Source organism: Niastella caeni (genome assembly GCF_004834005.1).
GTDB classification, from domain to species: Bacteria; Bacteroidota; Bacteroidia; order Chitinophagales; family Chitinophagaceae; genus Niastella; species Niastella caeni.
Window position 1 is genome coordinate 12,645 of record NZ_STFF01000009.1, and the last position, 12,317, is coordinate 24,961.

The 12,317-nt window shown below is 44.0% G+C and carries 12 protein-coding genes; 4 read left to right on the forward strand and 8 right to left on the reverse strand.

The annotated features are described in order from the left end of the window. Positions 1-109: 109 nt before the first annotated feature. Positions 110-1,210, reverse strand: a complete 1,101-nt coding sequence (locus FAM09_RS25030; RefSeq protein ID WP_136579909.1) for an LptF/LptG family permease — start codon at positions 1,208-1,210, stop codon at positions 110-112. Between the two features lie 279 nt (positions 1,211-1,489). On the opposite strand from FAM09_RS25030, the gene FAM09_RS25035 reads away from it, so the two are divergent. Next, positions 1,490-2,275 carry a carboxylesterase family protein gene (locus tag FAM09_RS25035; RefSeq protein ID WP_136579910.1) on the forward strand — a complete coding sequence of 262 codons (786 nt, stop codon included), beginning with the start codon at positions 1,490-1,492 and terminating at the stop codon, positions 2,273-2,275. Positions 2,276-2,616: 341 nt separating this feature from the next. On the opposite strand, the gene tgt is transcribed toward FAM09_RS25035, so the two are convergent. Beyond that, the gene (gene tgt / locus FAM09_RS25040; protein ID WP_243751774.1) at positions 2,617-3,972 is read right to left on the reverse strand and encodes a tRNA guanosine(34) transglycosylase Tgt; all 1,356 of its coding nucleotides are present in this window, start codon (positions 3,970-3,972) and stop codon (positions 2,617-2,619) included. A gap of 91 nt (positions 3,973-4,063) precedes the next feature. Here tgt and FAM09_RS25045 point away from each other — a divergent pair, with 91 nt between their 5' ends. The 3 genes from FAM09_RS25045 (at position 4,064) to FAM09_RS25055 (ending at position 6,691) form a co-directional block, all read left to right on the forward strand. Beyond that, positions 4,064-5,203, forward strand: coding sequence for a glycosyltransferase (locus FAM09_RS25045; protein WP_136579911.1), 1,140 nt, complete (start codon positions 4,064-4,066; stop codon positions 5,201-5,203). Further along, positions 5,173-5,823: a 16S rRNA (guanine(527)-N(7))-methyltransferase RsmG gene (gene rsmG, locus FAM09_RS25050; protein ID WP_136579912.1), complete on the forward strand. Its 651-nt coding sequence runs from the start codon at positions 5,173-5,175 to the stop codon at positions 5,821-5,823. The genes FAM09_RS25045 and rsmG overlap by 31 nt, the downstream gene beginning before the upstream one ends. Before the next feature lie 223 nt (positions 5,824-6,046). Continuing rightward, positions 6,047-6,691 carry a response regulator gene (locus FAM09_RS25055; RefSeq protein WP_136579913.1) on the forward strand — a complete coding sequence of 215 codons (645 nt, stop codon included), beginning with the start codon at positions 6,047-6,049 and terminating at the stop codon, positions 6,689-6,691. A 301-nt stretch (positions 6,692-6,992) separates the two neighbouring features. Here FAM09_RS25055 and FAM09_RS25060 read toward each other — a convergent pair whose 3' ends face one another. The 6 genes from FAM09_RS25060 to FAM09_RS25085 all read right to left on the reverse strand — a co-directional run bounded on the left by FAM09_RS25060 (position 6,993) and on the right by FAM09_RS25085 (position 12,301). Next, positions 6,993-9,014, reverse strand: a complete 2,022-nt coding sequence (locus FAM09_RS25060) for a M1 family metallopeptidase (RefSeq protein WP_136579914.1) — start codon at positions 9,012-9,014, stop codon at positions 6,993-6,995. Between the two features lie 438 nt (positions 9,015-9,452). Next, the gene (locus FAM09_RS25065) at positions 9,453-9,908 is read right to left on the reverse strand and encodes a PepSY-like domain-containing protein (RefSeq protein ID WP_136579915.1); all 456 of its coding nucleotides are present in this window, start codon (positions 9,906-9,908) and stop codon (positions 9,453-9,455) included. A 220-nt stretch (positions 9,909-10,128) separates the two neighbouring features. Next, entirely contained in the window at positions 10,129-10,794 is a 666-nt protein-coding gene (gene rsmI, locus FAM09_RS25070) for a 16S rRNA (cytidine(1402)-2'-O)-methyltransferase (RefSeq protein ID WP_136579916.1), read from the reverse strand. Positions 10,795-10,852: 58 nt separating this feature from the next. Then, positions 10,853-11,098, reverse strand: a complete 246-nt coding sequence (purS, locus tag FAM09_RS25075) for a phosphoribosylformylglycinamidine synthase subunit PurS (protein WP_136579917.1) — start codon at positions 11,096-11,098, stop codon at positions 10,853-10,855. Next, complete coding sequence (gene pssA / locus FAM09_RS25080) at positions 11,095-11,859, reverse strand: CDP-diacylglycerol--serine O-phosphatidyltransferase (protein ID WP_136579918.1); 765 nt, start codon at positions 11,857-11,859, stop codon at positions 11,095-11,097. Before pssA ends, purS begins: the two co-directional genes overlap by 4 nt. 85 nt (positions 11,860-11,944) lie before the next feature. Next, positions 11,945-12,301 (reverse strand): four helix bundle protein, encoded by a 357-nt coding sequence (locus FAM09_RS25085; protein ID WP_136579919.1) that lies wholly within the window; start codon positions 12,299-12,301, stop codon positions 11,945-11,947. Positions 12,302-12,317 lie beyond the last annotated feature (16 nt).

The window sequence follows — 12,317 nt, forward strand, 5'->3', positions numbered from 1 at the left end:
GCTAAAGTTATAACAAACCCACTCAAAAGAGCAAAATTAATTCAGCAATGCTTAGCATAGAAAAAAACAACAATCGTTCGCCTATATTAATATTTTTTTAATGCATGGTTTACTTGGGCGCAATGCGATATAACCAAATGGCCACTATGGAAAAAATAATATTAGGCGTCCAGGCAGCCAGTAACGGCGGAAAATTACCCTTGGTAGAGAAGGTAAGCGAAAACTTATCCATCACTACAAAAAACGCGGCTGTTATAATACCTACCGCCAGGTGCAAACCACTACCACCCCGAGTTTTTCTGCAAGCCACCACCGCGCCAATCATGGTGAGTATAAACACCGATATGGGATTGGCGTCTCGCCGGTACCGTTCTACTTTATAATCATTCAACCCTTCTGCCCCCCGCGACTCCTCGCTTTTAATATACCGCACCAGTTCGGGTGTGGTCATCTTATCTTTCAGGTATTTATCAAACTTGATCTCGTTGGGCTTCAGGTTCAGGTTAAGCGACATTTCAGGAATGACCTTCGTTATTTCCTTTACACCTTCAATTTTTCGCTCTGTGGCATTTTGCAATTTCCAACTCTTTTTGGCGGTATCCCAACGCAGGTAATCGGCCCGCAGGTTATAGATCATTTTGGTGCCGTTCAGACGGTCCATATAAAAATCATTGGCCGATTTGGAAGACGTATCGTAATTGCGCATGCCGGCATACGTATTGCCATCTACCCTGAAATAGTAATTGCGGGAACGCTTGGCAGCTTCCCCCTGCTCATAAGAGCTTTTACTATCAATATAGGTTGCCTGGAAAGTAGCGCGTAACAACATGGCCTTGGGGATGAAAAATTGGGTAGCTACCCAAAAGATACCACCCAGTAATAAAGCGCCTATAAAATAAGGACGCAGCATGCGGTTGAACCGTACGCCGCCGGCCAGTATGGCTACCAGCTCGCTTTTACCCGCCATTTTTGAGGTGAAGAAGATTACCGCGATGAAGACCATCAACGGGAAGATCATGGATATGATAAACGGAACAAACCCGAAATAATACTGAGTAATGATCTTGGAGGTAGACAAACCTGATTTCACGAAGTCATCGGCCTTTTCACTGGTGTCGATCGCTACGGCAATTACACAAAAGATCAACACCATGAACAGGGCAGTAGAGATAAACTTCTTTAATATGTACCAGTCAAGTTTTTTAATCATTCGGAAAAATAGCAAAATGTACGGCGTGCAAATGTAGCAGAAAATGAGCAGTTTACTAGGCTTTGATCATTAGTTCTTAGTTAAAGTTTGGAGAACGAGGCATGAGAGGAAAAGTGTAACTTTCTAGTCGTAAAGCGCCATTTGAATTGTGAGTGGTGAGTGGTGAGTGGATTCCCGAATATTCGGAATGCTGAAATTTTGGCGGGCTTACTCGCCATTCACCATTGACGTGAAAACTGGTAACTAATCTACAATTTGCAATAGACAATACCTGAGATTATGCATAAAATACTAACAACCTTATTCTGGCTGCTTCTCATGAACAACCTACAGGCCCAGTTCCAGCAACTGTACGAGAAAAAAGAGTACATCAACGGTAACGATACGCTGCGTTATCGCATCTTATACCCTATTAATTATAATGCCGATAAAAAATATCCGCTGATCGTGTTACTGCACGGTTCAGGCGAACGCGGTGATAATAATGAAGCGCAATTAACGCATGGTGGTAAACTGTTTGCCGATTCGGCCATTCGCCAGCAATTTCCGGCCATCGTGATATTCCCACAATGCCCAAATACAGATTTCTGGTCACGTATTCGTCGCGAACCTCATAAAAAAGATTCCCTGGGACAATTCAGTTTTCCTTCTGACCTGCCTATTGGTAAAAGCCTCGACCTCGTAAGCCGTTTGCTCGACTCACTGGTGGCAACCGGAAGGGTCAATACCAAAAAGATCTACCTGGGCGGATTATCTATGGGCGGCATGGGCACGTTTGAACTGCTGTGGCGCAAACCCAAATTCTTTGCAGCCGCGTTTCCCATCTGCGGCGGTGGCGATCCGCAAAAAGTTACGGTCTATGGGAAAAAATTTCCTATCTGGCTGTTTCATGGCGATAACGACCAGGCCGTTCCGGTTGGAAATTCAAGGCTCATGAATAATGCGCTGAAGGCAGCCGGCGCCAAAGTTAAATACTCCGAATACCCCGGTGTGGGCCATGATAGCTGGAACAATGCGTTTGCAGAACCGGAATTGTTGCCGTGGTTGTTTAAGCAGAAGAAGTAACAGTTTGTGGTTTGTTGTTTGTGGTTTATTGTTTATGGTTCTTTTATTCGTGAAGTCATTATTAAATGGCACGCCTCGCTTTCCTGCTGCATAAAAACGATTTTCAAAATCAATAGCGAATCTCAAAGCGCGGCAGCAACCACAAACAATAAACCACAAACCATAAACGGCTATATTGACTGCCCGAACTAAGCAACCACAAACAATAAACCACAAACCATAAACAGCTATAATGACTGCCCGAACTAAGCAACCACAAACTACAAACCACAAACCATAAACAACTATAATGACTGCCCGGATTAAGCAACCACAAACAATAAACCACAAACCATAAACGGCTATAGTCGTGTTTGCAACCTGGGCACCATTTGATTCTTCCAACTAACAAAATCTCCCTCAATAATGTGTTTCCTTGCTTCGCGCACCAGCCATAAATAGAACGCGAGGTTATGCACGCTGGCAATGGTAAGGCCCAGTATCTCTTTCGACTTTACCAGGTGGCGCAAGTACGCCTTGCTGTAGTGATTGCTGATGTGGCAGTTAATGCCCGCATCGATGGGCGAGAAATCGTTTTCCCATTTCTTATTATCGATATTGATAACCCCTTCTGAAGTGAACAGCATGGCATTTCGTCCATTGCGGGTAGGCATCACGCAATCGAACATATCAACGCCCAGGGCAATACATTCCAAAATGTTCCAGGGCGTGCCCACCCCCATCAGGTAACGGGGTTTATGAACAGGCAGGTTATCACAGCACAAACCACACAGATCGTACAGCATATTATCGGGTTCGCCCACACTTAACCCGCCGATGGCGTTGCCGGTGGCGTCCTTGGAGGCTATGTATTCGCACGAGGCCTTGCGCAAGTCGGTATAGGTGCTGCCCTGTACAATGGGAAACAGGTTTTGGGTATACCCGTATTTATCAGGGGTTTCGTTGAACCGGGTAAAGCAGCGATCGAGCCAGCGATGCGTCAGGTGCATTGATTTTTCTGCATACTTGTAATCGCTGGGGTATGGCGGACATTCATCAAATGCCATGATGATGTCGGCGCCAATAGCGCGCTGAATGTCCATTACCGATTCGGGCGTAAATAAATGGCGCGAACCATCAATATGCGATTGAAACAGTACGCCTTCTTCGGTGATCTTGCGCGTGCCGGCCAGGGAAAACACCTGGTAGCCGCCGCTATCGGTCAAAATGGGTCTGTCCCACCCTTTAAAACGATGTAAACCACCTGCTTTTTGCAAAACCTCGGTACCGGGCCGCAGGTACAAATGATAGGTGTTGCCCAAAATAATAGCCGCATTGATCTCTTCTTTCAACTGCTGCTGGCTTACCGCTTTTACACTACCTACGGTACCTACCGGCATAAAGATGGGGGTAGGTATTTCACCATGATCAGTGACAATATGTCCTGCCCGGGCTTTAGATAAAGAATCGGTATGCTGTAAGGTAAATTGTAGTTTAGCCATAGGGCTGCAAAGATAGTAGGTAGCTGTCGGTTTGCAGTTGTTGCATTGAAGTAATAAGCAGCAGTTACCGGTTACCAGTCGCCGGTTACCGGGCTGAAAAGAACAGCTTAACTGCTGACAAGACTGCTGAAATGCAGGACCCGTGAACAGGGAACCGGCAACCGGTAACTGTTTCACCATTGACCAATTCCACTTCCCTTTTGCAGTTTCACACATTCTCTTGGGTACAACTTCACTCTAAAAAGCCGGCATTTTATCCTATTTTCGTGCAAAACCTTCACGGACCGTGCCTAAATTAATTTCTCTTATGGGCGAGATTACAACGTTTTTTATTACCTGGTGGCCTTGGATTCTGTTTTCATTGTTTTGCCTGGTTACATTAATCCAGATAATTTACTATATAGCTTTTTTCAGACGGGTGGCATTTTATAAATCGGCACCCAAAGCGAAGTCGCAAACCCATCCGGTAAGCATTATCGTATGTGCCCGCGATGAAGCCAATAACCTTACCAAATATTTACCCGGGGTACTGGTGCAAACCTACCCAACCACGCATGAGCTGATTGTGGTGAACCACAATAGCCAGGATGAAACGCGCTACCTGTTAGATGAATTTAAAAAGACCTTCAAAAACCTGCAGGCCATTAACCTGGAGCAGGAAGCGCTGGGCATTCCCGGTAAAAAATACCCGCTTTCTATTGGCATTAAAGAAGCCAAACACGAAATATTACTGCTCACCGATGCCGACTGCGTACCCGCATCGGAATTCTGGTTACAAAAAATGCAGGATGCGTACCAGGACGGGATTGAGATTGTGCTTGGCTATGGCGCGTACAACAAAAAGCCTGGCATTTTGAACAAGCTCATCCGCTTTGAAGCCTTTCATTCTGCCCTGCAATACATGTCGTTTGCCCTGGCCGGTAAGCCGTATATGGGCGTGGGTAGAAACCTGTCGTATAAACGCGAATTGTTCTTTCGCACCAAAGGCTTTTCTTCCATCAACCACGTGGCCAGCGGCGATGATGACCTTTTCATTAACCAGGTAGCTACCAAACACAATGTGAATGTGGTGTTAGACCCCGAAGCGTTCACCCTATCTGAACCCAAACGCAAGTTCAGCGACTGGATCCGCCAGAAGAACCGCCACTACAGCACCGGCAAATTCTATAAACCGGTCCATAAATTCTTACTGGGATTATACTCCACCTCTCACTTTTTCCTATATCCCCTTTTTGTACTATGCCTGTTGTTCTTCGACTGGCGCATAACACTGGGCGTATTTGGCCTGCGCTTTATTTGGCAGGCGGTGATCTATTATAACGCCATGAAAAAGATGAATGAAAAAGATCTTTTTTATTGGTGGTGGATATTAGATGTGTGGATGTTCATACATTATTTCATCTTTGCTCCTTCAATATGGAGAAAGCCCAACAAAAACTGGAACTGATCACTAAGTATTTCAGTGATTTTACCCCTGTTCAGCTACAACAGTTCAACGCATTGGATGAATTGTATACCGACTGGAACAGCAAGATCAACGTTATTTCGCGTAAAGACCTGGAAAGCCTGTACGAAAAGCATGTACTGCATTCATTAAGCATTGCAGCGGCTTTTGAATTTGCGGCCGGCTCTACCATTGTCGACCTCGGCACAGGCGGCGGTTTCCCGGGTATACCACTCGCCATCTTTTTTCCCGAAGTAAAGTTTCACCTCATCGACAGCATTGGGAAGAAGATTAAAGTGGTGAACGCGGTGGCGGAAGCGCTTGACCTGAAGAATGTTACTACACACCATAGCCGCATTGAAGACATCAAAGACAGGAAATTTGACTTTGTAGTATCAAGAGCGGTTGCACCACTGAAAGATCTATGGAAATGGTCGAAGCCATTGCTGAAGAAACCCTCGCCCAACAGCGGCAATCAGCAACCGGGATTGATCTGCCTGAAAGGCGGCGACCTGGCTACGGAGATCTCGGAAAGCGGCTGCCGCCCGCGCGTTATGGAAGTGTTTGAAATATTTGGAGAAGAATATTTTAAGGAGAAGTACCTGTTATATGTTCCTTCCTGATAAAGTGAAACTTTTGTGAACTATATGGCCGTTGCAGGTTGCAGGATACAGGGTGCCGGGTACCGGGCTTTTATTTCAAAGCTGCGTACCAGCAGGCATGAGCCTGATATTGAACCCTTGTAACCTGTAACGGCATTTAACGAGTACCCGGAAACCGGCAACAGCTTTCAAAACTACCGTAAAGTGGTATTTTACGTTTCGGCAAAAAACTGAACTTTGTACTATGATGGATATAACTGTATGTATCGTAGATGATACAAAAGATATTCGATCTGCGCTTGAACAGATCGTTACGATGTCGGAAGGATACCGGTTATTGGGAAGTTGTGCATCGGCGGAAGAAGCGCTGGTAAAAATTCCCGATCTGAAGCCGAACATTGTGCTGATGGATATTAACCTGGGCGAAGGAGAAAGTGGCATTGATGTGGTGAAGCAACTGAAGGCAGATTACCCTGACATCCTGTTTATGATGTGTACGGTGTATGAAGACGATGAAAAGATTTTTGAGGCATTGACTGCAGGCGCCAGCGGATACATACTTAAAAAAACAGCACCACATAAATTATTGGAAGCCATTAGAGAATTACAGGAAGGCGGCGCTCCCATGAGCAGCCAGATAGCCCGTAAAGTGGTGCAGGCATTTCAACAAAAAGCAGCGGGGGCAGAAGCTGTAGAGAACTCACTCAGTGTTTTATCGAACCGGGAGAAAGAAATCCTGGAATTACTGGCAAAAGGCATGTTGTACAAGGAAATTGCCGCCAGTTTATTCATCAGCCAGGAAACAGTGCGCAAACACGTATATCACATATACGAAAAATTACATGTTAATAACCGCGTAGAAGCTATCAATAAGTTCTTTGGCCGTTAAAATTTTTTTATACCCTTAACTCAATGCAGCAGGTTTCAACAGCAAAATTACCCACAAAGTAGTATTGTTTTTATTATAATACGATCCTAGCTTTGTGTCTGGTTGTCACATCAAATACTTACATGCCATTCAACCTTCCCTGTGCTCTGTTACTCAATAACCTTATTACTTAAGAGGTCGTTCTTCATAGAACGGCCTTTTTTGTCAATGTGACAATGTGATAATGAAAAAACCGTGTCACGGTTCTCATGACACGGTCTCTTATTAGCGGGCGATTCTATCACATTATCATATTATCTGATTACCAGGGGATATCCAGTTTGTTATTCTTCCTCTCAACATCGGCTAACCGCATGGTAGGGTCAATTTCAATGACCTTCAGGTCGGTGAGTTTGCGATTGATCTCAAACGTATACTGCGGGTGCGTCCATTTCCAGGGTTCATATACGTTCCGGGGAATAGAAGCATCTTCAACCGGCTTCTGCCCAAACATCAGGTACATGGGCACATAGGCCATCAGCTTGCTGCCATCTTTGAACTGAATCAATACGTCTATAGGCATAGGCATATTGCCAATGCGTTTTATCCTGATCTTGCTTTTGCCACCTTCTTCCCACAAACTATCTATACCGTAATCGATCGTTTTGGTAGTATTTACAAAATACTCCCGGTACCAGTCTAATTTCATATCACTGGCCTTCTCCGCAACACGAATAAAATCATTTACGTTAGGGTGTTTAAAGCGCCATTGATTGTAATAATCTATCAGGATCTTATCTCGAACCGGTGCGCCAACAATATAACCCAGTTGCTCAAGGAAAACCTCCCCTTTTGCATAGGAAGCGAGGCTATAGGCGAAGTTGCTCTCAAAATGATCAGCATGTGTGGTAAGGGGTTCTTCCATGTGGCTGGCCACCAGGCCAAAATAGCCATCGTACCCATCTTCGTGCGGATTGGCTTTACCTAAAAACGAATTGCTTCCTGCGAGTGAATCAACCAGCACTTTTTTACGCGGACCAGTTCCAACAATGTTTTCTGTGACTTTTGAATTGGTAACCGTCTGGTAGTAGTTGGTCACCAGCGAAGAAGCATAACTGGTAAAGCCTTCATCCATCCAGGCATATTCCGATTCGTTGGTGCCCAGCATCATCTGGTACCAACTGTGCATCCACTCATGAATAGCGGTGCTTATACTGGGACCGAATAACAGCGTACCCATCGGGTATTCCATACCGCCATCGCCCCCTTGTATAAACGAATATTGTTTGTAGGGATATGCGCCAAACTTCTTTTCAATGTATGGCAATACGATCACTGCCGCATCGGCCACGCGTTTCCATTTCTCATCGAAATCCTGGATGTATTTTTCTGCATTGGCAAAAGCTTTGCGATCGTTATCGGGCAATGCATTATACTTTTGCGTCAACAGTGTGGTATCGCGGTTATAAATAACATGTATAACCGGGCCGTTGGCAATAGTGCGGGTCAAATGCACATAATCAGGATCGGCAGCCCACATAAAGTCGTGTACATTGGGCGCCACAAAACGCCAGGTAAGGGTAGAACCTGTTGAAGCAGGCACTTTAATGCCGGCATCCTGATAACCAAAACCAACCTGGTTGGCATTTTGCAAATAGCCGCTTCCACCGATCATATATTTTTTATCGATGGTGATGTTCACTTCATAATCGCCCCACACGCCATAAAACTCACGGGCAATATAAGGCGTAGGATGCCAGCCTTCGTAATCGTATTCGCACATTTTGGGGTACCATTGGCTCATGGAATATCGCACGCCGGTTTGCGGATTATCGCGGCCACTGCGCCGAACCTGCAAGGGCACCTGCGCTTCGAAATCCATGTCAAAAACCACTTTGGCTTTGGGAGCTATGGGTTGTGAAAGGAATACTTCAAGAATGGTTTCCTGCACATTATATTTCTGAGCAGCGCCATTCATTTTCAGGGAAAGAATTTTTTGATAACCAATTTCATCTTCCTTCAGGTTCAAAATGCGGTCCTTCACCCGCGGGTCCCAGTCGGCCCGGTTGTTCACCCGCTTCTGGCCTAATACGCGGCTGCGGTTATCCATCATGCTGTTGGGCTGAAAGGCGTTCCAGTATAAATGGTAAAATACTTTTTTGAGGGTATCGGGAGAGTTATTGGTATACTCTAACCGTTGTTTACCGGTAAACCGGTTGGTGGTTACGTTCATGGCAATGTCCATCGTATACTTTACCCGTTGTTGCCACCTGTCGGGTTGCGCCCATGCTACTGCGGTTAACAGAACAAAAGTTACCAGCGTACAAACCTTTTTACGCATCATTTCGAGAGGTTTTATATAAAAATAGTTTTCCAGATCGGAAGGTAGGGAAAAAAGAAAAATGATAATTAGTTATAAGTTATAACCGGCTTATAGTAATGAGGGTTAGCGGTACAGCCAAAAGCGGCTGATTAGATTGCCGGTCATTTCTCTTTTAATGGTTTTAGGGTTTGATGGCTGCGATGGCCTGGCATGCCAGGTTTCGGGTTCCTGTGAATACTCATAAAGCCTATTATTCAACGCTCAACCTTCAAGCAACCTGCCGGCCGGCCTTGATTCGCCGAAGCTTCGCGAAGGCGCAGCAGGCGGGTTCAGCCATCAAACAATCCAAAAATAAAGGGGACTAACCTTTTTGGTCAGTCCCAATTATATTGTGAATAGAATATTTTCAGGAGGCTTCACTTACTACTCATTCCCTTTCCCTCCCCTACTCGCCACTAGCTATAATTTTATATTATCTCTCAGCAGCCGGCCATTGGGGTCAAAGAACAGGTGCTTTTTTTGAATATCGTTCTTCTCTATTTCAACACGGTATTGGGTTTTTTCTTCCTTCATGGCTATCTTATATACGTTTTTTATAGTCCATTCTTCAGCATATTTACTTTTTTGAAATCCGTCTTTAACGGCATCAGGCAATTCGGCCTCAGGTATTTTGTTTTCCGTGTTTTGCCAAAAGCCTTTATTGGTGAACTTTGCTTCGTAGTGAGCATTATTTAAATCGAAAGAAGCGGTAAATCCGCTTAAGCGATCGCGCCATTCTATGTTAGTGGCCATGGGGTATTTACTTCTGAATGCTTCGGTTACTTCAGCAGGTACTTTACGCACCTGCGCATGACCGGTACTGTATAAGGTAACTGCAACACAAAGCGCCAGACAGTAATAAATAATTTTTTTCATACTAATTGAGTATTTATGGAGTTTACCATGCAAATTTCAAACCCTGATGTGAAAAAGAAAAGCTAAAAATCAATGAGCAAATTTAAAAATTTGCAAATGTGCAAATGAAAGGCAAATACGAAGGGGAAGGTATAATAGGAACAGCATGCCTTACTTGAACATAATTAATAGAATTGCTGTATTTAATTTGTACATTTTCGCATTTGCTAATTTTCGCGTTTCATTCCTTTCCTGCAACTACAATTACAATTTCTCCCTTAACATCCTTTTTTTGAAAATGTTCAACTAATTCCTGCAACGTGCCATGGGCATTTTCTTCAAACATCTTTGTTAGCTCGCGACTAACGCAGCACTGCCTGTCGGCGCCGAAGTATTGAACAAACTCCTGCAGGGTTTTAAGCAGGCGGTGAGGCGATTCATAAATGATCATGGTACGATCTTCTTCGGCCAGCCTTTTTAACATCGTTTGCCGGCCTTTCTTGGGAGGAAGGAAACCTTCAAATACAAAGCGGTTCATGGGAAGACCGCTATTCACTAGTGCCGGCACAAATGCGGTGGCGCCCGGCAGACACTCTACCTTAATACCACGCTTTATACATTCGCGTACCAGTAAGAATGCGGCGTCGGAGATACCCGGTGTACCTGCATCCGACACCATGGCCATCGTCTTACCTTCCAGCAACTGGTTGATAAGATGTTGTAATACCTGGTGCTCGTTATGCTGGTGATAGGCCGTCAATGGCCGGGAGATCTGGTAGTGATTTAATAATTTACCCGACGTGCGTGTATCTTCAGCCAGGATCAGATCAACATGCTTCAACACCTCCAGGGCCCTGAGCGTAATATCCTGCAAATTGCCTATCGGCGTAGGAACAAGATAAAGCATACTTCAATAGGCAAATTTTCAAATAGCAAATCCCGACGGGTCGGGACTTGCTTATAATCTAATTAACTATGATTTCGAAATACTCCATTACCGGATTCGCGAGTAATTTCCTGGAGGCTTCTTCGGCAATTGCTTTTGCCTGATCAGGGGTGCTGGCTTCTACCTGCAGGGTGATATTTTTACCTACCCGAACATCCTGAATATTGCCTAATCCCAGATTTTGTAATCCACCCATTACGGCTTTTCCCTGCGGATCGAGCAATTCTTTTAACGGCATTACCTTCACCTGAACTGTATAGGTCATGTGGTTTTATTTTTGAAGGCCAAAGATAAGATGATGTAAAGAATAAATACAACCGGTACTGCCAACCATTTTAATAATATGGCAGCTATTATGGTTGCCAGCAGCAAAATCAGCTTGGGTAAATTACTTTTTACTGAAAAGTTTTTAAATTTCAGCGCCATCAGCGGCAAATTACTTACCATTAAATAGCTCACCACCACAATAATACCATACCACAGCCATTTGTTCTGCATTAAATTGACCGCGTCTGGATTTTCAGAATAAAAATAAATAAGCGGGAAAGAGGCGATTAACAGCCCAACAGCGGGCGTAGGCACGCCTTTGAAACCATATTGCTGCGAATCGTCGATGTTAAACTTGGCCAACCGGTACGCCGCTGCACAGGAAATTATGAAGGCAGGCATCAGCCATATTACGGGCACTCCCATACCACCGGGCGTTGCAGCATAACTTTTCAGCAAAAACTGGTAAACGATCATCCCCGGCGCTACGCCAAAGCTCACCACATCGGCCAGGGAATCGAGTTGTTTACCCATGGCAGAAGTGGCATTAAATAAACGGGCAACAAATCCATCTAAAAAATCAACTACAGCGGCCAATGCAATGAACAGGGAGCCCATCCATATTTTTTCAGGAATTTGTAAATACTGTGCGTCCTGATCATCACTCACTATAATAATTCCATTCTGAAGTATATAAACAATTGCGATACAGCCAAAGAACAAATTTATCAGCGTGAACAGGTTTGGAATATGTTTCATTATGCAAAATAATTTAATGTGCAAATTAGCAAATACGAAAATGTGCAAATGAATACAAGAAATGTAAAGTAAATAACTAAAAAGATTATTTCTTTTTTGATGTTGACAGAATTTTCCCTAATATTTTATGAATTTCTTCCAATTTCATAATTAGCGTTTTACATTCTGGGTAATTAGGTGAATATTCACATAACATAAGCCAATATTGTGTTTCTTCCGCCTCTTTTGCCGACACTTTCATTTTATGAATAAAATCGTCCTTACTTTCCGCACTTTGTGCCTCCATGGCGTTTGCACCTATTGAAGTTGCGGATTTTAATAGCTGATTGGCTATTATAAATTTTCTGACTGCATGTAGGTTTTCACAATAATCTATAACCAACAATGAGAAATCAAATGAAAGTTTAAGAATGGGATTATGTACAAATAGCTCCTTTTGCATAAAACTAATTTTTGAT